The organism is Candidatus Caldatribacterium saccharofermentans (genome assembly GCF_050267035.1).
Taxonomy (GTDB): domain Bacteria; phylum Atribacterota; class Atribacteria; order Atribacterales; family Caldatribacteriaceae; genus Caldatribacterium; species Caldatribacterium saccharofermentans.
Window position 1 is genome coordinate 829,001 of the sequence record NZ_CP187957.1, and the last position, 26,382, is coordinate 855,382.

At 51.3% G+C, this 26,382-nt stretch carries 26 protein-coding genes and 1 CRISPR repeat array; of the genes, 8 read left to right on the forward strand and 18 right to left on the reverse strand.

Annotated elements, in window-relative coordinates; translation table 11 throughout:
• Nucleotide 1: 1 nt before the first annotated feature.
• From ACPT9Q_RS04275 to ACPT9Q_RS04325, 11 genes are all read right to left on the reverse strand, one after another.
• Nucleotides 2–1,000: a GNAT family N-acetyltransferase gene (locus tag ACPT9Q_RS04275; RefSeq protein WP_427366455.1), complete on the reverse strand. Its 999-nt coding sequence runs from the start codon at nt 998–1,000 to the stop codon at nt 2–4.
• Between the two features lie 47 nt (nt 1,001–1,047).
• Nucleotides 1,048–2,208 carry an N-acetylglucosamine-6-phosphate deacetylase gene (gene nagA / locus ACPT9Q_RS04280; protein ID WP_427366456.1) on the reverse strand — a complete coding sequence of 387 codons (1,161 nt, stop codon included), beginning with the start codon at nt 2,206–2,208 and terminating at the stop codon, nt 1,048–1,050.
• 11 nt (nt 2,209–2,219) lie between these two features.
• Nucleotides 2,220–2,966, reverse strand: coding sequence for a GntR family transcriptional regulator (locus ACPT9Q_RS04285; RefSeq protein ID WP_427366457.1), 747 nt, complete (start codon nt 2,964–2,966; stop codon nt 2,220–2,222).
• 6 nt (nt 2,967–2,972) lie between these two features.
• On the reverse strand, nt 2,973–4,499 hold the full coding sequence (locus ACPT9Q_RS04290; RefSeq protein WP_427366458.1) for a xylulokinase: 1,527 nt from the start codon (nt 4,497–4,499) through the stop codon (nt 2,973–2,975).
• A 9-nt stretch (nt 4,500–4,508) separates the two neighbouring features.
• Entirely contained in the window at nt 4,509–5,246 is a 738-nt protein-coding gene (locus ACPT9Q_RS04295; protein WP_427366459.1) for a sugar isomerase domain-containing protein, read from the reverse strand.
• Nucleotides 5,247–5,288: 42 nt separating this feature from the next.
• Nucleotides 5,289–6,275: a hypothetical protein gene (locus ACPT9Q_RS04300; protein ID WP_427366460.1), complete on the reverse strand. Its 987-nt coding sequence runs from the start codon at nt 6,273–6,275 to the stop codon at nt 5,289–5,291.
• Nucleotides 6,276–6,348: 73 nt separating this feature from the next.
• Nucleotides 6,349–7,200 carry a carbohydrate ABC transporter permease gene (locus ACPT9Q_RS04305; protein WP_427366461.1) on the reverse strand — a complete coding sequence of 284 codons (852 nt, stop codon included), beginning with the start codon at nt 7,198–7,200 and terminating at the stop codon, nt 6,349–6,351.
• Entirely contained in the window at nt 7,197–8,312 is a 1,116-nt protein-coding gene (locus ACPT9Q_RS04310) for a uroporphyrinogen decarboxylase family protein (RefSeq protein ID WP_427366462.1), read from the reverse strand. Before ACPT9Q_RS04310 ends, ACPT9Q_RS04305 begins: the two co-directional genes overlap by 4 nt.
• A 4-nt stretch (nt 8,313–8,316) precedes the next feature.
• Nucleotides 8,317–9,198 carry a carbohydrate ABC transporter permease gene (locus ACPT9Q_RS04315; protein WP_427366463.1) on the reverse strand — a complete coding sequence of 294 codons (882 nt, stop codon included), beginning with the start codon at nt 9,196–9,198 and terminating at the stop codon, nt 8,317–8,319.
• A 72-nt stretch (nt 9,199–9,270) separates the two neighbouring features.
• Nucleotides 9,271–10,599, reverse strand: a complete 1,329-nt coding sequence (locus ACPT9Q_RS04320) for an ABC transporter substrate-binding protein (protein ID WP_427366465.1) — start codon at nt 10,597–10,599, stop codon at nt 9,271–9,273.
• Between the two features lie 84 nt (nt 10,600–10,683).
• Nucleotides 10,684–11,439 carry a sugar isomerase domain-containing protein gene (locus tag ACPT9Q_RS04325; protein WP_427366466.1) on the reverse strand — a complete coding sequence of 252 codons (756 nt, stop codon included), beginning with the start codon at nt 11,437–11,439 and terminating at the stop codon, nt 10,684–10,686.
• 102 nt (nt 11,440–11,541) lie between these two features.
• On the opposite strand from ACPT9Q_RS04325, the gene ACPT9Q_RS04330 reads away from it, so the two are divergent.
• Genes ACPT9Q_RS04330 through ACPT9Q_RS04365 form a run of 8 tightly spaced genes read left to right on the forward strand, consistent with a single transcriptional unit; the run spans nt 11,542 to nt 19,668 of the window.
• Nucleotides 11,542–12,420 carry a PIG-L deacetylase family protein gene (locus ACPT9Q_RS04330; RefSeq protein ID WP_427366467.1) on the forward strand — a complete coding sequence of 293 codons (879 nt, stop codon included), beginning with the start codon at nt 11,542–11,544 and terminating at the stop codon, nt 12,418–12,420.
• Nucleotides 12,404–13,309: a GntR family transcriptional regulator gene (locus tag ACPT9Q_RS04335; protein ID WP_427366468.1), complete on the forward strand. Its 906-nt coding sequence runs from the start codon at nt 12,404–12,406 to the stop codon at nt 13,307–13,309. The genes ACPT9Q_RS04330 and ACPT9Q_RS04335 overlap by 17 nt, the downstream gene beginning before the upstream one ends.
• A gap of 54 nt (nt 13,310–13,363) precedes the next feature.
• Nucleotides 13,364–14,281, forward strand: a complete 918-nt coding sequence (locus tag ACPT9Q_RS04340) for a hypothetical protein (protein ID WP_017873898.1) — start codon at nt 13,364–13,366, stop codon at nt 14,279–14,281.
• Between the two features lie 12 nt (nt 14,282–14,293).
• Nucleotides 14,294–15,568, forward strand: a complete 1,275-nt coding sequence (locus ACPT9Q_RS04345) for an aminotransferase class I/II-fold pyridoxal phosphate-dependent enzyme (protein WP_017873897.1) — start codon at nt 14,294–14,296, stop codon at nt 15,566–15,568.
• A gap of 9 nt (nt 15,569–15,577) precedes the next feature.
• On the forward strand, nt 15,578–16,615 hold the full coding sequence (locus ACPT9Q_RS04350; protein ID WP_427366469.1) for a Gfo/Idh/MocA family protein: 1,038 nt from the start codon (nt 15,578–15,580) through the stop codon (nt 16,613–16,615).
• Nucleotides 16,616–16,628: 13 nt separating this feature from the next.
• Nucleotides 16,629–17,882 carry an extracellular solute-binding protein gene (locus tag ACPT9Q_RS04355; RefSeq protein WP_427366470.1) on the forward strand — a complete coding sequence of 418 codons (1,254 nt, stop codon included), beginning with the start codon at nt 16,629–16,631 and terminating at the stop codon, nt 17,880–17,882.
• Nucleotides 17,872–18,807, forward strand: a complete 936-nt coding sequence (locus ACPT9Q_RS04360; protein WP_427366471.1) for a carbohydrate ABC transporter permease — start codon at nt 17,872–17,874, stop codon at nt 18,805–18,807. Before ACPT9Q_RS04355 ends, ACPT9Q_RS04360 begins: the two co-directional genes overlap by 11 nt.
• A 9-nt stretch (nt 18,808–18,816) precedes the next feature.
• A complete protein-coding gene (locus ACPT9Q_RS04365) occupies nt 18,817–19,668 on the forward strand; it encodes an ABC transporter permease subunit (RefSeq protein ID WP_017874116.1) in 852 nt (283 codons plus the stop codon).
• Between the two features lie 7 nt (nt 19,669–19,675).
• Here ACPT9Q_RS04365 and ACPT9Q_RS04370 read toward each other — a convergent pair whose 3' ends face one another.
• The 7 genes from ACPT9Q_RS04370 to ACPT9Q_RS04400 all read right to left on the reverse strand — a co-directional run bounded on the left by ACPT9Q_RS04370 (nt 19,676) and on the right by ACPT9Q_RS04400 (nt 26,372).
• Complete coding sequence (locus ACPT9Q_RS04370) at nt 19,676–20,110, reverse strand: hypothetical protein (protein ID WP_427366472.1); 435 nt, start codon at nt 20,108–20,110, stop codon at nt 19,676–19,678.
• A 344-nt stretch (nt 20,111–20,454) separates the two neighbouring features.
• Nucleotides 20,455–21,081: direct repeats of the CRISPR family, unit length 30 nt; unit sequence GTTTCAATCCCTCATAGGTAGGCTACAAAC.
• Nucleotides 21,082–21,199: 118 nt separating this feature from the next.
• Nucleotides 21,200–22,261, reverse strand: a complete 1,062-nt coding sequence (locus tag ACPT9Q_RS04375; protein ID WP_427366300.1) for an integrase core domain-containing protein — start codon at nt 22,259–22,261, stop codon at nt 21,200–21,202.
• 184 nt (nt 22,262–22,445) lie between these two features.
• Nucleotides 22,446–22,709, reverse strand: coding sequence for a CRISPR-associated endonuclease Cas2 (gene cas2, locus ACPT9Q_RS04380; protein WP_427366473.1), 264 nt, complete (start codon nt 22,707–22,709; stop codon nt 22,446–22,448).
• Between the two features lie 24 nt (nt 22,710–22,733).
• Nucleotides 22,734–23,729: a type I-B CRISPR-associated endonuclease Cas1b gene (cas1b, locus tag ACPT9Q_RS04385; RefSeq protein ID WP_427366474.1), complete on the reverse strand. Its 996-nt coding sequence runs from the start codon at nt 23,727–23,729 to the stop codon at nt 22,734–22,736.
• Nucleotides 23,730–23,746: 17 nt separating this feature from the next.
• Nucleotides 23,747–24,178 carry a CRISPR-associated protein Cas4 gene (gene cas4, locus ACPT9Q_RS04390; protein ID WP_427366475.1) on the reverse strand — a complete coding sequence of 144 codons (432 nt, stop codon included), beginning with the start codon at nt 24,176–24,178 and terminating at the stop codon, nt 23,747–23,749.
• Between the two features lie 426 nt (nt 24,179–24,604).
• Nucleotides 24,605–25,372: a hypothetical protein gene (locus tag ACPT9Q_RS04395; RefSeq protein WP_427366477.1), complete on the reverse strand. Its 768-nt coding sequence runs from the start codon at nt 25,370–25,372 to the stop codon at nt 24,605–24,607.
• The gene (locus ACPT9Q_RS04400; protein ID WP_427366478.1) at nt 25,341–26,372 is read right to left on the reverse strand and encodes a DevR family CRISPR-associated autoregulator; all 1,032 of its coding nucleotides are present in this window, start codon (nt 26,370–26,372) and stop codon (nt 25,341–25,343) included. Before ACPT9Q_RS04400 ends, ACPT9Q_RS04395 begins: the two co-directional genes overlap by 32 nt.
• Between the last annotated feature and the right edge of the window lie 10 nt (nt 26,373–26,382).

The following is a 26,382-nucleotide window of genomic DNA, read 5'->3' on the forward strand; positions in this document are numbered from 1 at the left end:
CTCACACACCTACAACCGACTCAATCAGAGGATACCATGGTCTCTGAGAAGGTTGTTGAAGCATCGCTTCTGCTTCCTTACTAAGGGGACAAAGCATTGCTGATTCAGCAAGATAAGGCAAGAAACCCTCCTCACCGAGAATGTTCCAATCCTCCGAGTTGTCAACGGGACAGAGAATGTCCACTTTTGTGCCTTCCAAGCGAGAAAGAGCCTGGCGAAGCACCTTTCGCTTCGCGGCTTGAGATAACCCCACCCAGTCACTGAGAAAAACGACCTTCTCGGTACCGGAGGAGGTCACAATCTCCCCAAAAGTGAGGGTCAGCGTCCCTTCCGGCAATCCTCGTTCATCCTTAAGAGCGATAACTTTTGCAGGAATAGCAGAGGGGCGCCTCATCTTCCGCCACTCCCAAAGTTCCTTGTCAAAAGGAATGAAACCATCATAACCCTGAAAAACGTCGTTCAAAAAGCTCCTCACCATTTCTCCGTCCTCAAGAAAAACATGGGCTTCGTCTTCTGCGAAGAGCTCACCTCGAAGAGGACGGGCATCCCGTTTGAGGTGAAAAACCCGTCTGAAGTCCCTGTAACCCAATCGCTGGTAGAGGGAGAACTGCCTGGTTTCGGGGATCGTGTAGAGATATCCAAACCAGCACTGGTGTTTCCTCATGATTCCTTTAGCCTCTTCTAAGAGCATCGAAGCAAGCCCTTTGCCTCTGTGGGCAGGATGAGTCATCACCGTATCCACGATTCCCACGGGGACGAGATGACCATCAATATAAAAGGAGGTCAAAGTGAGAAAAAGACTCGAAACAACAGTATTGTTGTAAACAACAACCAGGGTGTGTTCGAGGCCAAGCCCCGGCCTCTGAATAAACCAGCGCAGAATCTCCTCATCGAATGGCAATACGCCCTCGTACTGGCCAAAACACACCCTGTGGAGCGCCAAAAGCTGCTGATAGGGCTCCGAAACCTCAGCACCGCAAACAAGGCGATAACCTTCCATCTTAACCCCCATTTCTAAAAGATGCTCATTACACAAGACCCACTGCGCTATGCACCGAGTACCTGTTCTCCTCCGATAAAAACAGCCCTGACGTTAAATGCTTCGTCCAGTACCACAATATCAGCTATTTTCCCTTTTTCAAGACTCCCCAGCACCCTGTCTACTCCCAGGAGCTTTGCCGGAAGAAGACTGCCCATCCAGGCAAGCTTTGGCAGAGGCAATCCGAAAATGGTCTTCAGAGAGAACATTGCGCGCCTGAGAGTGGTGGTGCTTCCGGCTAAATTCCCCGAAGATACCAAACGGGCAATGCCATCCTTCACTTCCACCGCTTCTCCACCCATTTCGTATATTCCCTCTTCCACACCAGCAACCCGTACCATATCACTCACAACAACCACCCTGTCAGCCTTACAAGCGAGCACGACCCTCATAACCTCAGGTACAACATGAACCCCATCAGCAATAAGTTCAACAAAAACCCCCTCAAAACCCAGAGCAAAGGAAAGAAGATTTGGTACCCGATGATGCAAGGGGTCCATACCGTTAAAGACGTGAGTAATAAGCCTTGCTCCCTGCAAAAAAGCCCGAAAGCTCGTTGCATAATCGGCTTCACTGTGTCCCAGAGAAACCAGAATCCCCTGGGAAGAGAGATAGGCTATTGCCTCCATGGAACCTTCAAGCTCTGGGGCAATGGTTACCCGTTTCACCAGGCCGTTCCCTACTTTCATGAATTCTTCAATTTCTTCGAGATCGGGCCGTCGCAAGAAACGGGCGTTATGCGCCCCCCGCCTTCCATAAGAGAGATAGGGACCTTCAAGGTGAATTCCCAAAATAGATGGAGAGCGTTTCGCAGCCTGCGCAATTGCTTCAATAGCCGCCACAATCTTTTCCCTACTCTCCGTCAGAGTAGTCGCAAGGAATCTCGTCACTCCCTCTCTCAGGAGAAAATCGGTAATTTTTAGCGTTTTTTCCTCGTCGCCATCCATAAAATCAAAGCCCAGCGCTCCGTGAACATGGAGGTCAATGAATCCTGGGAAAACGTAACAATTCCCAAAATCCCTAAGAGACAACCCTTGCCCACGAGTAGATACGAACAACGATACGTCATCGGGCACAATAACTTCTTGAATGCGCTGATCCTTAACGAGGAGCGCTCCCCCCTGGAGCACACCATAAGGAGCGACAATCTGGCCTCTAATGAGGAACATCGTGTACACCCCTATACCCTTGCAAATTCGGGATTCGTAAGATGCACGGTAAAACGGTATTTGTCCCCACGAAAGACGGTAATCGTAAATTCTATGGGATTCCCGTCTAAGTCATAAGTCAACCGTTCGCTCACGAGACCGGGAGAACCGGGTGCAACACCAAGAAGCTCCGCCTGCTCCAGGTCTTGAATAACGATGGCTTCCATATCCTGTTTCGCCCACGCTGGGGGCCTACCAAACTTCTTAAAAGTGGCATAGAGTGACTCCTTTTCGAAGTCTACATTTTCAATCCCGGGGAAAAACTTCAAAGGGACGTATGCAATTTGCAATGCTACAGGTTCTGCGGAAGCATAACGAACCCTTCGAAGAACCAAAACCTTCTCTCCTTTCTCCAGCTGGAGGATCTCCTGAACTTCCTTCGGAGGATATATTGAGTCTTTCTGCAAAACCCGAGTACCCGGAACATACCCCTTCCTCTCCATGTCCTGTGTAAATCCGACAAGCTCGGTCAATTTTTCAACAAACTTTCGCCTTGTGACGAAGGATCCTTTTCCAGGAACGCGCAAAATAAGGCCTTCCTTCGAGAGATCATCCATTGCTCTTCTTGCCGTCATTCGGCTAACCCCGTATTCCTTTGCGATTTCGCTTTCTGAAAGAAACCTGTCTCCCGGCTTATAGTCCTTGCTTTCAAGAAGACGTCTCAGTGCTTCCTTAAGCTGTACATGCACCGGTATCGGCGAGTTTTTGGCAATTTTCATCAGTCCTCAACTCTCTTCTCCTTTACCCTGAATACGGTTGCTTTCAGAGGCAAAAGAGAGCACCATGTCTAAAAACGACCGATACAAACTATACACTTTCCTGTAATGCTGGACATAGAAACGTTCTGGAAACACGTTACTCTCGAGTCCTGCCGCGCTATCTCCATAACCACGCACGATTCCCAATGCCTTCGCTGCCAGAAGAAAAGCCCCTACTGAAGCAGTATCGGCATACCGCGAAACGGCAACGGGAAGGTTGAATACGTTAGTCACGATACGAGAGAAGATGGGCAACCTCGCCAGGCCACCACTCAGAATAATCTGTCGAATCTTTTCGGAAACAGCAGGAACCCTCTCAAACGATTCCTTTAAGGCAAATGCCACGCCTTCTAAAATAGCCACAATCATATCTTCAGCTTTATGGTTCATCTGTAAACCCAAAAAGGCAGCTTTCGCCTGGTAATCAAAATAGGGTGTTCCGGTTCCTAAAAGAAAAGGATAGAAAAGAATAACCTGCCGAGGAGAAATATCCGCAAGAGAACCAATCTTTTCCCAGAGATTGTGTTTTTGTTTTCCGTCACCGGTAACGGCAGAAAGAAACCAATCAAGAGCAGCCCCTCCGGTAGGAACCGTGCCCAAATAGAAGTACTTATCCTGAACACAGTGCAGAAAGATATAAAGCTTCCCCAGCGTTTCCTCGTTAACCTCGTCGGTACAGAGAAGAAGCTGCCCCGCTGTTCCTACGCAGAGAGAAAGATTCCCCTCTATTCCTGCACCGGTGGCAAGAGCAGTTGTGGCCAAATCGCCTCCGCCTTTAACTATAGGGATCCCGGCGGGGAGGAAAAATGTTGCTGCCGCCTCTTCAGAGACATAACCGACAGTCGATTCGCCAGGAACAACCTCGGGAAGCATATCTTGTGGCAGCCCAAGATCTCGCAATATTTCTTTCTTCCACTCCTTTTCTCGGAGACCAAAAAACAGGGAACCGGAAGCATCAGAGTAATCAGTAGTCACTTCCCCTCCCAGGATATAGCCAATGTAGTCTTTGGGGAAAAGGAGCTTGATACTCCTTTCCTCAAATACTTCCGGTCTGTGACGCTTTATCCAGAGAAGCTTCGGTAGCGTGAAACTCTGTTGCAGCGGGTTACCCATCTCGCGAAGGAAAAAATCGTCACCGAACATTTCCTGTAGCATTCTCACTTCCTCTACCGCTCGAGCATCGGACCAGATGAGGCATGGATGAAGAACCCTTCCGCTTTCGCTTTCAAATAGCACAGGCCCATGCATCTGACCGGTAAGAGAAACCGCCCTGACCAATCGGAGCTTCTCAGGGCACAGCTGGTTTATATCTTTCATAACTGCCAAAAGATTTTCGATCCACTGCTGCGGCTCCTGTTCGGCGAAAAAAGGCTCCGGATACCGTGTAGTGTTTGGTCGGGTAACTCTGAAAACCTCATTACCCTCCTCATCGAAAAGAATGCCCTTCAGATTTGTGGTTCCAACATCAATCGTTAAGATAAACTCCGAAGCCAAGCTTTCACCTCAGAGCATTCTGATGAACTGACGATATTGCTCGATGAGCTTCCGATTCGCTTCTTTCCCTCCCGGAAGGTTCCCACTCACAAAGATTGGGGGCGGGAAACCCTCTTCAGCCAGTCTCAGGGCTGTTTCAATGACGAGAAGATGGAGAATCAACGCACCGGCAATAGTAGAAGTGGGACCGATGCGTTGCATAGAACCCCCAAGTTCTACACAAGCATCTCCAATTTCTCCCTTGTTGTCTATGAAGACATCACAGTACTCCATTATGCTCTCTCTGTTCTTCTCCTTTTTTAAGTATTCAATATACCTTTTGCTCCCCACGCCTATTACCGAAATACCTCTCTTCTTTGCCAACATCGCCATCTCCACAGGGACAGAATTTACCCCAGAATTGGAAAACAGCACCAATGAATCCGGCGGCTTGGGCCCAAAATGCTCAAAAATTACCTCTGCAATGCCACCGCGATCCTCTAATATCGAAGATTTGACGGCTCCTGTGTGAAGCATAAGGCTTGGTTCAAGCATGGGATTGATGCAGGCTAAACCACCAGCGCGAAAAAATGCCTCTTCAGCAAAAATATGGGAATGGCCCGTTCCAAAAACGTGTATAAGACCTCCCTCACGAATACTCCGAGCAAGGAATTCCGCTCCCTTTTCAATATTCCCTCTTTCTTCCTCCTCAATTCTCGCAATAATCTCACGGACTTTTGCAAGGAATTCACTACAAGGCGTTTTCACTGAGTCATCACTCCCTGGCCTTCTCTTTTGTTTGAAAACTTCTCAACGCAATAGCGATCTTGCCTGGTCAAAGAGTTCCTGACAGGAAACATCCTGCGATACACCCTCGAAGGCAACAAAATATACCTTAAAAGAGACCTGTTCCTGTGGTTCCAGGTGAAAATTATCCCGAAGGCCAGAGACAACGATGTACGCACCGGCACCTGGCTCAACAGCCCATGATTGCCCCCAGGACCACGCACTAAGAGCCGGGAAAAACTCCGCGGGTTCCCACCATTTTACGAAGGCAACACGTTCATCAGGGTACATAGCAGCTACACATGGCAGGAGAGGCGAATTCTCTGTCTCAAAATGCAGATAATCCTTCATATTGTCCCAGCTGGCAAACATTGCCGGCCAGCCTAATACTTGTCCTGGTTGACCGGCCCAATCGCCTCTGCTTGCCACAAGCTTCACGCTCTTCACTGGTAAAGATAGATAACAGTTCCTGCGAACATCCAGAACCACGAAATCCTTAAAGGGAAAGCTCCGTGCCTCTCTCTTTGAAAGATTGGTAATTTTGACCTCTACCTCTACGACAGGAGAGTCATCACGCACTCTCACCCAGCATTCGGTTAAGGTCTTTTTGAACATGTCTTTTCCTGAGAGGAACACCTCCACGAGGCTCTCCTCTTCTCGAGTCAGGGCAAAAGAGAGATCAAAGGGCTGACGGTCGCGGTCATTCCAGGGAAGCGAAAGGTAGTAACCCCCAAACTCTACAACATGCAGGCCACCCGGCAAGACCATAGGTCCCGGGACAAGATTTTGGTAAATAACGGATACAGGTTCTTTTCCCTTAAGAACATACGAGGAAAGTACTCGACCCCGATTCGGAATAAGAGTCATTTCTACAAAATCGTTCTCGATTCTGATGACTTCCGGATGTGTTTTGGTGGTGGCAAGTTCCGCCACAGGCAATACGTATATATCCTGGAGGATTTCTACCGAGACCTTCGCCAGACACAGAGAAGAATTCCCCGCCACAAACATAACTGTACCCAGAACCACGAGGATCAAAATGAGACCCTTTCTCACCCTCCGGACCTCCTTTCTAACTCCACCTCTATTCTTTCACTGCTCCAGCAGTGAAACCCTTAATGAAATACCCAGAGATAGGGAGAAAAAGCACGAAAACCGGGAGCATGATGAGAATAGCACCAGCAAGGAGGGGACCCCACTCGACATATTGCTCTGCGGCAAAGGTAGCAAGGCCCAGCGGACCAGTTTTTTTCAGGTTACTACTGATGAGCACCAGGGCAAACATGTACTCCCCCCAAGCAGTAATAAAAGAATAGGCTCCTGCCGTTACAAGTCCTGGAGCTGCAAGTGGCAAAATAATCCGCACAAAGGCAACAGTTGAACTTGCTCCATCTATACTCGCCGATTCTTCCAAGTCCCGAGGAATACTGTCAAAAAAGGAAACAAGAAGCCAGGTACAGAAAGGAGCAGCAAGTGCAGTGTACACAATGACCAGCGAAGCAAGGTTATCATAAAGCCCGAAAGAAACAAACGCTTTGTAGAGCGGAACCAGGAGTATAACCGTGGGGAAAACGTATAAGAGGAGCAACAAGCGAGACGCAATTCCCCTTTTTAACCTGGCATTCCTGGATATGGAGTAACCACCAACCGAAGCCACCACCAGGGTACATAACGCCGTGATGAGAGAAACCATAAAACTGTTATAGAGAAATCTTGGAAAATCTCTTACCGGTGTTCGCGCAAAAAGGAGAGTCCTGTAGTTGCGAAGGGTAAATTCCTTTGGCAGCAAAGTTGCCCGCGACATAATTTCCTTCATAGGTTTGAAAGAAGACAGAAAGATATACACGAACGGCCAGATCATAAGTAGTATGATGATCACAACAAGCATGCCAGCGATAAGGCTATTCAAGGATTTCGCCAAAAACCAACGTTTCATGCTACGTACCTCCCCACCTCAATCGCGTGGTCGAACATCTCCACAATATTCTCAGGAGGTACATCTGGCTGGATATTGTGGGCAGGCGCCAACACATAACCACCGCCTTGACCTAAAGCGTTAATCCTTCGCTCCACCTCAAAGACAACCTCTTGCAAGGAGCCGCGTAAAGCGCTTTGAATATCAATACCACCCCAGAAACAAAGTTTATTACCGTATTCCTTTTTCAACTCGAAATGCTCCATGCCCCAGGCAAGGGGTTGCAAAGGATGAAGAATCTCGACTCCCGCGTCAATCAAATCGGGAATAAGGGGCCTAATGGCACCACAGGAATGAAGAAAGATTTTTGCCTCACTGCGACTTTTGATAAACTCAAATAGTCTCTTATGCCGAGGTTTTATAATCTCTCGATACAGCTCAGGAGAAATCAAAGGTGCCCTCTGAGTTCCCAGGTCGTCACCGAGCATGATAACCTGAATATAACCGCCCACTCGCGAGAGAAACTCGTCGAAGAACTGAAGCTGAAACTCAAGCAATGTATCTAAGAGTTTTTCAGCGTACTTCCTGTTTTGTACGAGATCAACCAGAAAGTTCTCCATGCCCCGGAGATACCACGCCGGTTCAAAAAGCGCGGGACTTAAAGGGTCTCCAATTATCGCGTAATCTGTATGAAAATATAAATACCTAGCACGTTCCTCCAGGCCCTGAAAAATCTCTCTCCGCCTTGGTTCTGGCCACTGGAATCGATCTATCTCTTCCAGAGTGCCCTCTCTGAGGGGGTGTTCCACGATGTCGTAGTACAAACCATCAGATGAAAGTCTCCGCTTTATACCCCACTCATCGATGTATTCTTCCTCTAAACCGTCCTGGTTGGGAAAAATTGGCCTTACGTATCTTGTATCGATATGGAGTCTTTCCAGAAGTTCTTCCGGAGGTTCGACAAGCTGAAGGGGTTTCACAATTACTTTCAATGCCTGCTCTATCCCTAAAAAGCGACAAAGCTGCTCAGCAGAAGCGCGGGTCAGACCAGTGATGCTGCTACCCAAGTCTAGGGGAACCCTGTCGGGGATACGGTGATTGATGGCTAACTGTAATCGCTGCCGACTGGTCATGGTTCTATTCCCCCTTTGGGGCAAAAAACCGTAAGTAGACCACTCCTATGGCTAAAAGGAGAACAACAATGATTACCGAAATGGCAGAAGCCTCTCCCAGGCGAAAAACCTTAAAAGCTGTCCTGTAGATCAGAACAGGAAGTGTTTGCGTTGCGGTTCCCGGTCCCCCCTGAGTAGTAAGCCATATGAGGTCAAACGTGTTGAAATTCCAGGCAAAAGCCAGGAAACCCACAAACCATATCATTGACCCAAGAAGCGGGAAGGTAATGTATCTGAACTGCTGAAACCCTTTGGCTCCATCGACAGCCGCGGCTTCAAGCACACTTTCTGGAATGGTCTGGAGAGCAGCAAGAATGAGCAAGGTGCCAAAAGGGAGGAATTTCCAGGAATTCAATAGTATAAGGAACGGCATGGCAGTGGACGAAGACCCAAGAAAATGAACCGGTTTACGGAGAACCCTCAAAAAGAGAAGCGCCTCATTAACAATACCAATTCTCGGTAGCAGCATCCACCTCATACAAATCGCTATAGTAACCGCAGGGATAATCCACGGCAGCATCACCAGCGATCGAGCTACGTTTATGCCCCGAATCCTCTTGTTGAGCACCAGAGCAATACCCAGAGGCGCAAGAAGCTGGATCACGAGGTTGCCCCCTGCCCAGAGAAAGCTTTTACTCAGAGCGTCCCAGAAAACCTGGTTCCGGATAAGTCCCCCAAAATTCCCAAAAGCCACATATTTCCCTACCGCTTCGCCGAACGATATCTCATGAAGAGCCAAAAAAAGAGCCGATGCACAAGGATAAGCAAAGACGAACAGAAGCAGAATCACAAGAGGAAGCAGGGGCAACATTTCCCGTACCACTCTTTTCACGCTGCCTGACGACACTGAAGTTCCTCCCCACTTAGGCTGCCCTGGCAGACACAGAAAACTGTTCGCCAGGGCAGCCTGCCCATCTCGTCAGCTTACTGGAACCGAGTACTTCTCCATCTGCTCATGTCCCCAAGCAACCGCCTCTTCAGCACTCATCTGGCCGCTAACGACCTTGTTGATAACCTCCGCCAAGATATCGGCTCCGGTGATGTCGCCAATCCCCAGGTTCACCCATTTTCCGTACTCAAAACCATACAAAGTCGCATACTCCTGTAGTGCTTCAAAAGCAACCTTGTGGATACCCTCGAAACGCTTAACAATGGGGTTATTCCAGTACTCTTCTGCTTGAGAAGCAGCAACGGTTGCAGGGAAGAATCCACCTGGCTCCTGTTCTGCAGTCAAGATAGCATTGATGTCCGGTCGCATCATAAACCTTATCAATTCCTTTACTGCGTTGACATGCTTGTCACCCTTTTCAAGGGTCTGTTTGTAGATGTGTACTTCGTTTGGATAGGTTATTGTCCCTCGTTCTTTCCTGTCCTTATAGTAGGGAATATGCGCAGCAGCGTAATCACTACTGTCAAACTCTTCGTGGAATCTTTTCTGAACCGACGGGAAGTACGGTGACATTGCAATGGTCCCTGCAGCTATATTCAGTTCAATCTCTCCCCAGGACCATGCTTCAGCCCCTGGAGGAGCGAATTTGAAGAGCTCGGCGTAGAGTTTCACAGCTTCTATCGTTTTCGGATTATTGAAAATCACTTTCCCATTTTCATCGAAAAACCTTGCTCCAACACTGGCCAGGAAGATGTAGGCTTGCTCACTCGTCATGAGATTCTTCGCTCCACCAATACCTATTCCGTACACCTCGCCCTGGGAAGCCTCGGTAATTTTCTGAGCATAGTCCAGTGCCTCATCCCAGGTCTTTGGGGGCTCCGTAGTTCCCACATACTCCTCAAGGAAACTGGGACGATATGTGAAGAGCATGATCATTGTCCAGATTGGAACTCCCCAGTATTCCCCCTGATGCAGGTACATATCCCTCTGTTTAGGAAAGAACTGATATTTTTCATCGAGTTCTTTCACCAGGTCAGTTACTGGAACAACAGCCCCAGCTCTGTACACTGTAAGTAGCAGATCGGGTATGGAAAACTGGAAATCAGGCAATGTTCCAGCCTCTATAGCGGAGAGAGTCTTGACCCAGGCATCTCCCCACATAACGACCTCTTGAGTTACCTTGACGCCAGGATTTTCCTGCATGAAGAGATCCAGCACTTTCTGAAAAGCTGCAACACGATGCGCCGGTGCCTCGTGATGCCAGAAAGTAATCTCGATGGTATCCTGGGCCCCGGCAAAGCTGGTCAGGAAAAAGAGGCACAAGAGAACTCCAACCCATAAAAGTCTTTGATTTTGCATCGCTTGATAACCCTCCTTAATCAACAGATTTCTGACACAACTCTAAATCCTCTTCTTTTGTATTTCACACCTCTTTGATAAAACTCACAACAACTTAATCCTGTAAAAGTACTCCTCCTGATACCTGGCGTTGGCCTCATCACCTCCTACCCTGTTCGCACTCATCCAGACAGGGGGCTTAAATCCCTTGCTCAGCATGTACTTGCATGCCTCAATTTCGATTCTCCTTACTATGTACGAATCGGTTACTTGCGAGATAGGAGCTATTGGCCGGTCAAAGCCTTCGAGCTCAATGACAGCATCCCCCACGGGGTTATAATCGTCGATGAAGAGATCGACAATGTCCATCAGATTTTTCTTGCTTGGATGTCTGGTGTAGTGATCCAGGGGAATCTCTTTTTGCCACGGCGATCCACCCACTCCTATGGTATAAGCCCCCTTCGCCTTACACTCTAAAGCCGCGTCAATTGTAGCCGCATTGACGCCTATGTTGTTGAAAATAATCGCCACATCACCAGGGCTGACCTTATAGTAATCTATAACTCTATTCATATACCCCGGACAGCGTTCGATACGCATGCCGTGAAGAGCACCAGCCGCTCCATAAAGTGCACCGATAGGAATAATGAGGCTAACAGGCACCAAACCACCGGCCCGGTAGAACATATCGTAAGCGGGGAGACAGGTGTGACCACCAGTCCCAACAGCGTGTATCAGTTTACCAGCCATAATTGCATCCCCAATGACCTGACCAGCCTTCCTGAAATTCTCAGCCTGTTCTTTCTCGATTTTCTGCAGGAACTCGATACAGATATCCAAGAAGGACTTTTGAGTACTCATCAGTAATCCCTCCCCTACATGAAATAACAGGTTATTACTTCTCGTATAGGATATAATGGGTTATAATCTTTGTCAAGGGACAATCGACAGGAGGCGACCGCGATGGTGAACAACCGTCAAGAATTTGTTTTCTACAATCTCTGGGAAAGAAAGCGTTCGCTTGAAATTGAAACGGTCTTTCCTTCGTGGGTTGGCAAAGAAGAAGTTATCGCTGTGCTTTCCCCGCACGACGATGACGCTTTACTGGGAGCAGGGTATATCTTACAAGCCGCCCAGTACTTCGGTGCAGAGGTCTACATAGTCATAGCCTGTAATGGGTGTGGGGGCTACACAACCCTTGAAGAAAAAAACAGCATAGTGGACATTAGAAAAGAGGAAACCGTAAAAGCTTACTCTCGAATCGGTATCCCAGAAGACCATATAATCAGAATGGATTATCCTGATTTCAGTCTGAGACCAAACATTGGCTGGAAAATGCCCTGGGGCGAAACCGGGACAATGGGGAAAATGCTTAAAATACTTCGCGATCTCAGGACAACGAGATTATTGCTCCCAAATCCCTACTGCGAACACATCGATCACGAAGCAGCCTACTTTATAGGGGCATGGGACGGTCCACAGGCTGGTGATCCGATCATGCCCGACTATGGTCAACCCCAAGCTCCCATTAAAAGTTACTTTGTATACTCTGTCTGGAGCAAGTTTTCTCCTCTCCATGCCCTTGCCGCAGGAAAGGATCCCGACGTCAGTGCCAACATCGCCATTGGCGTATCTCAAGGGGTTGAAGAGCGGGTTGCCCTTGCCCTGTCTGAATATAAAAGCCAGGCCAAAATTATCTCCGAATTAATAAAGCAACGACAGGAAAGGAGGGTCAAGGACAACCTTTTTATAGAGTTGTATCTTTCCTTTGAGGCTAGACCAAAGTTTGATTTCCGACCATACGTAAACCTGATCAGAGTAATTGATGAAACTGGCGCCTAAAGAACCTTCGATACACCTGATGTATAATGCTAATGATAACGGTAAAACAAGGGGGCTGAGTTTCCCAATTGAAATTCTCCAAAAGGAAAGGGGCCGAACAAAGGACACCATGTTGCAAATCGATAAAACGTCACCAATACCTCTCCACGTTCAGCTTAAGAGAGCGCTCCTAAAAATGATCGAGGAAGGAGAATTGAAACCAGGCGATAAAATTATGTCCGAATCCGAGCTGTGTGAGAAGTACAACATAAGCCGCATAACTGCCCGAAGAGCAATTGACGATCTGGCACGCGAAGGTTACCTCCGAAAAGTACCGGGGAAAGGGACTTTCGTATCAACTCCTAAAATCACCGAAAAACTCGGACTTCTTGTGACGTTTACCGAAGACATGCTCAGTCGCGGCTTGAAGCCTGGAAGCAAGCTCATGAAGCGAGATATCATCACACCACCAACGGACATTGCCGAATACTTACGATTATCGCAAGATGAAAAAGTGATTTATCTGGAAAGACTGCTTCTTGCCAATGAAGAGCCGATTTGTCTCCAGAAGGTATTCTTACCTTTCAGAATCTTTGCTGGCTTCCTGACGGTCGATGAAAGAGAAGTTGAGACACGGGAATTGTGTGATATCCTCAACATGTTTATTTCAAGACCCGTTGTATGGGCAAGACAAACTCTGGAATCTGTTCTCATTACTGGCAAAGAAGCCAAGTTACTTGGAGTTCAAGAAAATTCTCCTGGGCTTCTGTGTAAAAGAATTACCTTTGATGAAATGGACAACCCTGTGGAATACGTTGAGTTCCTGTACAGGGCCGATCGCTACAAATTTGTTGTGAACTTAGCCCGACCTGGGTTCGGAAGAAATGCCTATCTTGGGAATCGTTTCTAGTTGTTTTCTGGGTGGTCCAACAGCAACCCAGGAAAAACTAAAGGAGGGATGCTTATGAGTTTCACCTATTCTCTGGCCAGGTTCATCCCCTTTCAGGACCGGGAGGCGTGTGAGCGGGTACGGAAAATCACCAAAGAAGAGATCACGAAACACCCCAATCCCGACTTCCATATCCGCATCATCGAGGAGAAAAACGACTTCTACTTCCAGTTCGCCCTCGACATCGTCACCCGGATCGTGGAAGCCCGGGAGAAGGGAGAGAAGCTCGTCCTCATTCTCCCCGTGGGCCCTGTACCCCAGTACCCCCTGGCCGCAGAGATGATCAACAGGCTCCGCATCCCCATGGACCACGTGCACACCTTCAACATGGATGAGTACGCCGATGAGGAGGGAAACACCGCTCCCTTCGACTGGCCAGGGTCCTTCCAGAGGGCCATGTGGGAGAACTTCTTCGGGCGCATTGACCCGAAACTCCGTCCCCCGGAGAAGAACATCCACTTCCCCACGAAAGACGTCCTCCCCGACTACGCCAGAATGATTGAAGACCTCGGGGGAGCCGACTGCTGCTATGGAGGTGTGGGCTGGTGCGGACACATCGCCTTCTTTGAGGCCCACCTTGGCTTTGAATTCGGAGACGACCTTGAGGCCTTCAAGCAGGCTGGTCCCCGGATTGTGGAACTCCACCCCATGACCATCATGCAGAACGCCCTGCACTCCTTTAGTGGCGACTGGTCCTGGGTTCCCCCGAAAGCCGCCACCATCGGCCCGGCCCAGGTTGTCCAGGCGAAGTGGCGGAGTTTCTGGCTTGACGGATACATCGGGGGAGGCGTGAGCTGGCAGCGCTTTATCGCCCGGCTTGCTGCCCACGGCCCGGTAACTCCTCTGGTTCCGGCATCCATTCTCCAGACACTTCCTGGAGACTACACGCTCCTTGGAGGTGTGGCGGAGAATGTGGAAATTCACATGGCTTAAGGAGGGGGATGTATGGCAGAGCTTGCGCTTTTTGGGGGGAAGCCCCTCAACACGGAGCCCTTCCCCATGTGGCCGTCGTTCTCGGAGAAAACAAAGCAGGAAGCCCTGAAACCTCTGGAAACGGGTCTTGTGAACTACTGGACGGGGACAAAGGGCGTGGAGTTTGAGGAGCGGTGGGCGGCATACTGTGGGTGTAAGTTTGGGGTCTCCACCACAAATGGCACCTCGGCCCTTCACACCGCCCTGGCAGCGTGCGAAATCGGCCCGGGGGACGAGGTAATCGTGCCTTCCTACTCCTTCATCGCCTCAGCGTTCTGCGTGCTCCAGGCAGGAGCCATTCCTGTTTTTGCCGACGTCCGCAAAGACACCCATACCCTCGACCCGGAAGACGTAGCCCGGAAAATCACCCCGAGAACCCGGGCCATCCTCCCGGTGCACCTCTATGGCATCCCCTGCGACATGGATGAACTCATGGCCATCGCAAAAGCTCACGACCTCTTCGTCATTGAGGACTGCGCCCAGGCCCACGGGAGCGAGTACAAAGGGAAAAAGGTGGGGAGCATCGGCCATGCCGGGGCCTTCAGCTTCTGCCAGTCGAAGCACTTCACCACAGGCGGTGAGGGCGGATGCGTCGTGACGAACGACGAGGACATCTTCTGGCGGGCGAAGTCCTTCCGGGACCACGGGTTCAACGTGAAAGAGCGGTTGAGGCTTTTAGAACTCGAGCGCAAACTCTTCTACATCCACGAACGGGTGGGGTTCAACTACCGGATGACGGAAATCCAGTCCATTATTGGTCTCTGTGAGCTTGAGCGCTTCGAGACCTGGAACAAACCCCGCCGGATTGCCATAGGGGAGAAGCTCCTCTCTTATTTTGAAGGACATGAAGCCGTGCTCTACCTTCCCCCGCACAAAAAGGAGGGGAAGTACATCTCCTTCTGGCTCTTCCCCATTGTCCTTGACACCGGGAGAATCCGCTGTTCCATCAAGGAATTCTGGCAGGCCATTGAGGCCGAGGGGGTGCCCGTTGCTCCGGTACTCTGGCCCCAGATGTACCGGGAAGAGGCTTTCCTGAAGCACAACGGCTTCGGGCGGGCGAAGTTCCCCTTCCGCTCTAAGGAGTACACCGACCCGAAAAGCGTCGAGTACGACAAGGTTCACTGCCCCAATGCCGCCTGGCTCGAAGAGCGGACGTTCTGTTTCCCCTGCCATCCGGTGTACGAGGACCGTCACGTGGACCTCATGATCGCCGCCTTTGACAAGGTCTACCAGTACTTCAGGCGATAGGAGGGGACCATGAAAGTCCGATGGGGGGTTATCGGTGCAGGAGGTATCGCCCGGCGGCGGACCATTCCCGAGGTTCTGCGCTTTGCCGAAAAAAGCGAAATCATCGCCCTCATGGATGTGGACAGAGAAGCCCTCTCTGCTGCAGCAGCGGCCTTTGGGATTCCCCGGGTACACCTCACGGTGGAGGAACTCCTTCGCGAGGACATCGATGCCGTGTACATCGCCTCTCCTGTGGCTTTCCACTACACTCAGACAAAGCAAGCTCTTGAGGCGGGGAAGCACGTCCTCTGCGAAAAACCCCTTGCCCTCCGGGTTGAGGAAGCGGAAGAGCTCCTGGAGCTTGCGGAAAAGAACAACCTCAAGTTCGGTGTCGCCTTCATGATGCGGTACAACGTCTACCACGAGCGTATCAAGGAGTTCATCGACGAGGGGAAGCTGGGACAACCCGTCTTTGCCCGGGCCCAGCTCACCTGTTTCTACCCTCCCATTCCAGGAGCCTGGCGGCAGACAAAAGCCACCGGAGGCGGTGGTGCTCTGACCGACATGGGGTGCCACTGCGTGGATCTCCTTGAGTGGTTCTTTGGGGAAACCCGGGAAGTCTTCGGGTTCCTCGACACCATCACCCATACTTACGAGGTGGAGGACACAAGCACCGTTCTCCTCAAATTCCGGAATGGGGCGCAGGGATTTGTGGACAACTTCTTCAACGTCCCCGACGAAGCGGCACGGAACGTCCTTGAAGTCTACGGTACGAAAGGGGCCATCGTCGCCCAGCACACCATCGGCCAGGACCCTGGGGGAGAGGTGTGGTGCCTCTTCCTCGAAGAAGAGAAGGGCTACGATGCCCTCCAGAAGAGGGTGTCCTCTTCCTGGCAGAAACTCGAACTCGAGCCAAAACCCTTATATGCCCGGGAAGTGGACGCCATGAGTGCGTGGATTCTCGGTGGGGAAAAGCCGAGAATCAGTGCAGAAGTGGGTCTCAGGAACATGAGGGTCCTTGCGGCAATCTACCGCTCGGCAGCGGAAAAGCGCGCCGTAACGGTATAAAGGAGGGAGAAAAATGAAACGGCTCATCGGCATGCTTTTTCTTGTGGGCGTGGTGCTTTTTGGAGCCTGTGCCCTGGGGAAGGTGGAAATCAGCGGGCTTTTCATGAAGCAGGCAGGGTACCAGGAGAGCGACATCCGGGCCATGACCGAGGAGTTCCTGAAGATGCGGCCCGACATTGACGTGAAGCTCTCTTTCGTGGCCTACGAAGAACTCCACGACAAAATCGTCGTGGCCGCAGCAAGTGGAGCCGGAACCTATGACGTCATCCTCCTTGACTGCATCTGGCCAGCAGAGTTCGCCGAGGCGGGATGGCTTCTTGACGTCACCGAGCGGCTCTCTGAAGAAGACCGGGCCGACATCTTCCCTGAGGTGCTCTCTGCCGTGACCTACAGGGGCCGGCTCTACGGGATGCCCTGGCTCAACGACTGGGAATACTTCTTTTACAACAAAAAGATGCTCGAAGCCGTCGGTGCCGAGCCCCCAACCTACTGGACCGAAGTCATCGACATTGCGAGGAAGCTGAAAGCCCAGAACGTCGTCGAGTACCCCATCATCGACGCCTGGGGACAGGGTGAGGCCGTGGTCATCCAGTGGCTCCAGTACGTCTACGCCATGGGAGGGACGCTCTTTGACGAAGCCGGAAACCCCACGATGAACCAGGGGAAACCCCTTGAAGCCCTGGAGTTCATGGTGCAGCACATGGACGAGGGTCTTTTCAACCCGGCCTGCATTGAGTCCTTTTACGAAGAAGTGCGGCGGGTATTCTCCGCCGGACAGGCGGCGTTCGGTCTCAACTGGACGTACATGTACAACCTCGCCAATGACCCTGCCGAATCCCAGATTGCCGGAGATGCCGTGATCGCCGTGATTCCCGGTTTTCCCGATGGCCGGCGGAGCGCCACCTGCAACGGCGGCATGGGGCTGAGCATTCTCACCTCAAGCCAGCACCCCGATGAAGCCTGGGACTACATCCAGTACCTTGCGAGCAAAGAAGTCCAGAAAAAGTACAGCCAGAATGCCCTCCCCATCTGGAAGTCCCTTTACGACGATCCGGAACTCATCGCCCAGCAGCCGGAGCTCATCAAAGTTGCCAAGGAGCAAATCCACTATATCTTCGACCGGCCCCAGGTCCCCTGGTACTCCCAGCTCTCCCTCATTCTGAGTGAGGAACTCCAGGCAGCGCTCACCAAAGCCAAAACCCCCAAACAGGCGATGGACGACGCCGTGTCCCGAGCAAAAGAGGTCATGGAGCGGTATGCGCAGTAAGGTTCCACCGGCCCCCTCCGGGATTCACCCCGGAGGGGGCCTTCTCCGAAAAAGAGAAACCGCCTTTGCCTGGGCACTCATCCTCCCCTCCTTCGTTTTCATCGGCGTTATCATTTTCTACCCCATGGGGCTCTCGCTGCGTCTCAGCCTCTTCCAGGTTGACCTCACCCGGAGAGGAGCAGGAACCCCCTTCGTGGGCCTGGCCAACTACATCGATATCCTCAAAAGCGGGTACTTCTGGAGCTCCGTGGGGAGGACAGCGTACTTCACCGTGGTCTCCATCGCCATCGAAATGGTTCTCGGGCTTTTCATCGCCCTTCTTCTCAATGAGAAATTCCGGGGACGAGGCATCCTCCGCAGCCTCTTGCTTTTGCCCTGGGCGCTGCCGATTACCGTCGACGCCATCATGTGGAAGTGGATTTTCAACGCCAACTACGGGGCGTTCAATGCGCTTTTGCAGCAGCTCGGCCTCATTGAGAAGTACCAGCCCTGGCTCACCAGGCCCTGGAGCGCCATGCACTGTGTCATTGCCGCCGACGTGTGGAAGGTCACACCTCTTGTGGCGTTGCTGCTTTTAGCCGGTCTCCAGACTATTCCCCGGGAACTCTACGAAGCCGCTGAAGTCGACGGCGCCGGGTGGTTCCGGAGCCTCTGGAAAATCACCATTCCCCTCCTCGGCCCCACGATGACCGTGGTCCTCGTGCTTCGAACCCTTGACGCCTTCCGGGTTTTCGACATCGTCTACGTCATGACCCAGGGTGGACCGGCCAACGCCACCAAAGTCATCTCCTTTCTCACTTACCAGGAAGCCTTTAAATTCCTCCACTTCAGCCGGGGCGCAGCGCTTTCATACCTCATCACCCTGATTGTGGCCGTTCTTGCGCTCCTCTATACCCGGGCCATGAAGCGGCAGATTGAGTACTGAGGTGATACCATGGGCCTGCGACGAAGACGAATCGTTCGAAGCATCATCATCGGGGTGTTCTCGGTGCTTCTGGCTTTCCTCCTCCTTGCCCCACCGGCGTGGCTCTTCATCTCAAGCATTGCCGACCTGAAGGACCTTTTGCGTATCCCCCTTCGCTGGATCCCCGAAAATCCGTCGTTTTCCCGCTACGCCGGCATCCTCTTCGGGCAGGGTCCGGAGAGCGAATTCCGGAAAATCATGGTAAACAGCCTCTACGTGGCGACTTTTGTGACGGTCATCTGCGTGGCCTTAGGGGTTCTTGCCGCCTACGCCTTCTCCCGCCTCCGCTTCCCCGGGAAAGACCGGGTGCTCTTCGTTTTACTTTTCTCGTACATGCTCCCCCCTATTGCCGTCATCATTCCCCTCTACCAGATGTTCAGCAACCTCAAAATGCTCGACACGAAAGAAGCTCTCATCCTCGTGTACTCGGCTATCCTCGTTCCCTTCGTCATCTGGATGATGCGCACCTACTTCGACACCATCCCCCGGGACCTCGAAGATGCGGCAAAAATCGACGGATGCACCCATCTGCAAACGCTTTTCCGGGTCATCCTCCCGCTTTCCCTTCCCGGGATTGTGGCCACCCTTCTCTTTGCCTTCCTCATGTCCTGGGAGGAGTTCTTCATCGCCCTCATCCTCACCTCAACGCCTCAGGCTAAGACCATCCCCGTGGCCATCGCCGAATTCTCCGGCCGGCACTCCATCGACTTCGGCATGATGGCTACTGGTGGCATCTTAGCCAGTCTCCCACCGGTATTTATCGCCCTCTTCTTCCAGAAATACATCATTGGAGGGTTACTCTCCGGGGCCGTGAAGGGGTGAAAACGTTTCAGAAGTATACCCTGTTTGAGGCAACCTCAAGCCAGGAGCCTCCCAGGCGCCCCCTCACGACGAATTCCACCCATCGCACGCGTGTGTAGCCATCACTGATAGGCACCACTTCGGTGACCGAGCGCGTCTCCCCAGGCAAAAGAGGTGTACCGCCACCGCTAAGCGACATCGAAAATTCTACCGTGACACAGGCAGTACTCCAGAGGGAACACTCCTCTCCACGGACTGTAGCGCTTTCGGGATAGAAGGTGAACGAGCTCCGGTTGGCAAAAATCATTTGAATCCTCGCTGTGTAGGTGGTCGCCTCCAGGACCCGAATTTCGAGAGAAACCCCTGAACCAGCTGAAGGAACACCACCGCATCCGGTAAGGAGAGACGCAACCGCTATGAGCACCACAGATATCGCCAAACCCCGCATCCACCGCTTGTGCATGGTATCACCCCCACCGTGGGCAATCACTCTGGAAATTATGGTAAACGGTGAGGGTGTCAAAAGCTGGCACTACCGAACAGGCAAAACATTTTTCGAGGTGGGAGGAGAGTTCTGGAGAGGTTTCAGGATACAAAGGACGCGGGAAAGGTGTACCTAAAAATCCAGGTACAGCAGGCTACCTGAGGGCAAAGCCGGCAAACCTCCAGTTCGCAGGGCACATCAGGATTTGCAACCGATGGTGAGCCGGAAGCCAGCCCACCAGGACACTTCTGCTGGCTCAAAGCAGGCGCTCACTCGAAATACCATGGATACCTTTCTCCAGGGCTGCAGATTGAGTGTGCTCCGTTGCAATCCCTCATAGGTAGGCTACAAACCCGGCGGGGATCTTACGGAAGCCGTGGGAGCGTACATGTTTCAATCCCTCATAGGTAGGCTACAAACTTGGCGGAGCAAGCACCGTCCTTGATTACCTCAACATGTTTCAATCCCTCATAGGTAGGCTACAAACTACCGTACTACTTGGTGCAGTAGCTGCCGATGCACTGTTTCAATCCCTCATAGGTAGGCTACAAACTAGTCTGCGTCCTGCTGCAATGTCGGGGGTTGGGGTTGGTTTCAATCCCTCATAGGTAGGCTACAAACGCGAGTATCATCTCTTTCCCTCTTTTGTGAAGTTTTGTTTCAATCCCTCATAGGTAGGCTACAAACCCCCTCGGTCGTGGCAATTGGTACGAGGTGGAGGTGTTTCAATCCCTCATAGGTAGGCTACAAACACTACCTGAACCACTTAAGGAGGGTGTGAGCATGAGGTTTCAATCCCTCATAGGTAGGCTACAAACTGCCTCAAAGCTGATAGCCTGCAGCTTCTGTGGAACGTTTCAATCCCTCATAGGTAGGCTACAAACGGAGGCCGCTGATAAGAGGGCACGTGGTCTGAAAGGGTTTCAATCCCTCATAGGTAGGCTACAAACCCGTTTTGTGGGCTTAAAATAAGGATTTTTGAAAAGACCATCTTCACCTGTCAAGGTACGCCTTATGTCAATGAAATCACAACTCTTCCTCTCTGTCAAGAGGTTGTATAGGTCCACATCATGTGGGACACTCAACAAGTCCGGTGTCTCTCAGGTACTCCCAAGGACTCCTGTATCCCAAGCTCCAGTGTGGTCTTTTCCTATTGTACACCTCTTCCGTCCACCTTTTAAGGTGGAACCTCATGGTTGCAAGATCTACTTCATCCTCATAGTGCGCCCAGAACTCCTCCCGGAAGGTCCGGTTGAGCCGTTCCACCATCCCATTGAGCTTGGGAGACCTTGGAGGAAGGACGAAGAGCTTGATACCGTATTCCTTACAGGCCTTCTCAAACTCCCCATAGAATTCACTTCCTCCATCTACCTGAATAGCCCGCACCGGAAAGGGGCACTTCCTGAGGAGTTCCTCGAGGAACACCCTGGCGAGGTTGGCCGTGGCTTGAGAATGGAGGGAGGAATAGGCCCACCTGGAGATAAGATCTCCGGCAGTGAATTGCTTATACACCTTTCCAGGAAGGGGACGGATGTCCAGGGTATCGATGGCGATGAGGTCTCCTGGGGATACCACCTTGTAGTCTCTGGGTTTTCTCTGGGCATGGGGTCTTTGATTCCCCCGTGGGCTTTTTGTCGCAGAAACCCTCCTCGGTTTCTCTCCCTCTTTGAGGAGACCCCGGGTCTTGAGATACCTGAGGATCCTCCCCACGGTGGAGGAAGAAGCGGTGAAACCCTCTCTCCTGAGGAGGACGGTGAGCTTCCCTTTCCCCAGGAAGGGGAATTCCTCCCGGAGTCTTTGAATCCTCTCCACAAGCTCTGGTGTCCACTGGGGCTTCCGGATCTTTTTGGGTCTTCTGGACCTATCCTCAAGGCTTTGGAGGTTTCTGGGGTTGAACTTTTTCTTCCACCGGTAGTATGTACTCCGAGCTATTCCGTACCTCCGGCAAGTGACGGCCACAGGGTGGGTTTTAGCAAAGTCGAGGATTTCAAGGCGAATCCTGGCTTTTTTGGAGAGTCCATGGATTCTAGCGAGCTTAGCAATGGAGCTTCCATGGGGGAAGCTCACCAGGTGCATGGATGCACCAGAATATGCCGATAGACTTTTTGCTCCCTTTGTGCTACTCTTCATGTAGGTGCAGGGCCTCCCTTCTCTTAGGGTTTTCGACACCGAGTTAGGATACAGGGTCCTGCACCTTTTTGTCTACCCTACCTGTTGCAGATCTCTGTGAACCTATCCAGAGGTTCAGGGAGATTTCGTAAAGTGTCGTCGACCTCCAGGGGTTTTTGCACTACCGGAGGTCGACGACATTTTTTCAGAAAACCCACTTCTCCCCACCCTTCTGAATCCCCAGGAGTTCCCTTCGGATGTATTGCTTGCTATCAAGGATATAGAAAATAACCGAATCTTCGTTGAGGTTTACGACACGGTCCAGCTCTTTTTGCGGAGCCTTAAAAGAGGCCCCGGTGAGTTCCCCCTCTAAAACAGAATTCTGTATCCAGGTAAGGTAGCGACGAGCCACCTTCAGTACTCTGCTCACCCGCGCCACGTCGACGTCGTAAACCATGATGACATACATGGCAGATTGTCACCCCGGGGCAAACTACCACCGGCTGACGAAAGGCTCATAGGGCTGTTCCCCTATGAGGTGCTTCTCCAGCTTGTAAAGCTCCAAACGGATGAGCGTCTGGTAACTCACATTGCGCCTGAGACGCCGGTGGTAAAAGGTGCTCTGGAGCTTTTCCTCAAATTCCTGGACGTAAAGGCGGCGTCCCCTTTCTCTCAAGAGACAAATACCACCTTCGTTTTCAAAATCCTCTATACCAATCATCTTCTTCCCTAAAAGAGCGAAGAGCACCCTATCGGCACAGAGGGGCTTAAAAATTTCCGCCAGGTCCAGGTTCAATGTGAAACGACGGAAGTTCGTGGCGTGCAGGTACCCAATACGGGGATCAAGGTGTGTTCTGTATATCTCGGTGAGGATTTTGGTGTACACGAGAGAGTTCCCGAAACTTATTAAAGCATTGAGAGGATCGGCCGGTGGATGTTTGCTCCTTGCTTCCATCGCAAAGGGAGTGTCCACCAGTATGGTGTTGAAGCTCTCATAGTAGCACTTCCGAGCATTCCCCTCGACGGCCATGAGCTCTTCCACGCTGGTACACTGGGGCAAGGACTCCTGGAGGAAAGAAGAAATGGTATCGATAAAGGACTGGAGTTCTTTACCCCGCGCACTGTAGTAGCGTAAGACCTGAAGCATGTTGGCTAAAGCCCCTTCCACGAACTTTCGGGCAAGTTCCAGGCGCAACGCAGGATCCAGGTAGTGCTCTGCCTGTTTGAGGAGAAGGTAACCGGAGTTATAGTGTTCACGAGGGTAAAAGCTCCCCACATAGTTCCCGTAGTAGCCAAAAAAGTGAAGGATAATCTCTTTGTCTTCCAGGAACTCCAGGAGCTTCTTGTTGAGGTCCACTTCACCGAAGACATAGATATCCCGGACGCTCTCAACAGGGAAATACCTCTTACCCTCCTGGGCTTCCACGCAGATAGTGTTGTCTTTGCGCTTTAGCCTACCACTTGAAAAGAGGTAGAGGGTTCTTTTCACCGGACCTGTACCCCCTGCTAAGCCCAGCAAAACTCCCCATAGGCACACCTTCTGCAGTAACGGTTACGAAGAGGAGAAGGTGGTAGCGGCTGCGATACAACCTGAGACACCGCCTGCTTGACCGCTACCACTTTTTCCTCTAACTCCGGGGTCAGCACCACGGACTCCCGTCTCTTTTCTTCCGGAAAAAGAAGTTCTCCCTCTGCATCGATGCCCATTTGCTTGAGCTCGAAAAGGTAGAAGGCCAGCTGCATCCTCGCCGCCTCAAGGGCACGGGAGCTCTTCTTAACCTCGGCCACCACGAAATTCTTCCCCGCACGGCGAATAAGGTCCAGAGTCAAGTGTTCAAAACGAACCTCCTTGTGTTCACGGGCATAAGTTTGATTCTGTACGAGCCTCCCAATCTGAAGAAGCTCGTGGCTTTCGTCCGGGCATATCTGGCGGGACATGAGCCAGACCTTGCGGGGGCAGATGAGATAGGCATGAACAAAGCTACCGATAACCGGTTGTGGCGTAAAGGTACACCTCCTGCACGATGTTCTCAAACAAATCCGGTATCCAAATCAATCTCCCTGGGCAACAAACCCAACTCAGGGTCATACGCAACGTCTGCCAGAACCGTTCCATCCTCAAGAAATGCAAGCCTACCCGAACTCTTCAGCATCCAGAAGGTACCGGATGGAACGGGCACCAGTAGCTGTGTTGCTAAGAGATACCGTCTTGCAGTGCGATGTGCTTCATATTCAGTATGGAGGCAGTAGGGCGACCTGGCATAAGTGCTCCACCAACGAAACCGGCCATTCACCTGATTTGGCCAGGGGTTCTCCTATGCCCATTCACAATTCTCCAGAACAGAAGCACATCTCTTCCTAAACCTAAATATCTTGCCTCACAAATACTCGAGCCCGTCCCTTAACGGATATCCTCCCGGGCAAAACAAATGAAGAGTTCCGGTAATGCTCTTTCTTGCGATTGCCTGGAATCAAGTCTTCCAGGGTCAACCTTGCGTCGTCCACAAAATCAGCGCCCAAAATCATGACACCTGTAAGCCCTTCCGAAAAAGGAACAACATGAGGTGCACCTTGTACTTCATCGAACGTCACCACTTCTACCTTACGACACCAAACCTGGGAATCCTTGCACCCCAGATACCGAATAGAACAAAGTGCTCTTTCGACAACCGGCTTGAGCTGGTCATCCTGCAACCCGATGAAAACAGTTAGGTCATCGGCGAAAAGTGCATACTCGCGAGTGTGTGGGCGAGAGGGATAGAAGCTCCCCGTCTCATCTAAACCAATTGCAGACTCGACTGCTGGCACGCTCCGGTAGCGAAGAAAGGCTTTAAAGGAGAACGCTGCTGAAGGAGGAACGACTCGCACATTAATCTGAGGCAGCACAGGGGCGAGCTTCTCTGCTTCAGCATGTTCTCCACGTTGAAGCAAGGCAGCAACCATGCTCATTTTTACCGTCAGTGGCGAAGGCACAAAAGGAGTGATGGCCGCGATGGCCACCGTATCCGGCATTCGGTAGTGGAAGACGCAAAAATGGTAAACTGCTTTGAGCCAGAGAACAGGCTCCGAACGTGCCTGAGATAGTGCAAAAACCTGCTGTTCAGCTCGAGGTTGAGCTTTCGTTGTCGTCACCCTTATTATCCTCCTTTTCCAAAGCCCTAAACTTCTCCTCAATCTCCACCATCCTTTTCTTAAACTCGTCCGGGCTATCGAAACGACAGACTTCCAAGGTTTTCCCACAAGCGTCCTTCAATTTATCAAGCAGGTCTCGGTATTCACGATTTGGACGGATAATCGGTTTGTTGGGATCGCCATTTTCCAGTTCGAACTTGATGGGCGAATAAAATGGCGCAGGGCCATCCTTAGAGAGCACAATACTTCCTTCCAGTAACCCACTCATGTGCTGGAGCCAACCGGCTTGTTTGGCGAATGAAGGTGAGAGCAACCAATGGCGGATCGCCTGAAGTAACAACCGGATACGCTTGGCCCGTTCTGCGTCACCAATGGCATACTGGTTATTCTGTTCCAGCCACCACCAATCGTTGAAACCAATTCGGTCAAGGTCAATTCGCAACACACCACCATAAACGCCGTTGCGCATATTCTGGACAAACAGATTGTGCTTTTCCGGATCTGGATCATATGCGCTATGTTGTGTGTAATTCACGATAGTAGGATGTTCCGTAATTAACCATCCGACCTCAAAACAGGAATCGCGCTTGAGTGTGCCTTCGACTTTGTCTTGTTGTTGCTGTAAAGCCACCAGATACCCTCCAGCATCACATAATGCACAATTATTCAAAATCTCCCTACTAAGAGGTGAGTAATGCTGTTCTGGAAATAGCCTTTCGACGTTGTGGTTCTGCATCCACTGTTTAACCTCTTCCCTACACCGATCTGGAACAAGACCATGGCAGCGCTGATGAAGCGAAACTTTGTTTGCCTGACAGAGTTTGACGAACTGCTCAAGAATGTGATGGCGGATGATTTCACCGCTGATACCGTCATACTCTTTGTCGCCCACAGTAATGCGTCGAGACTCCATCACATTTGTGCCGCCAGCACCCTCATTGTTGGCGGCGTGGAACCCCAACTCAATGCGAAACGATATAGCAAGGCTCTTATACTCCATATTTATCCCT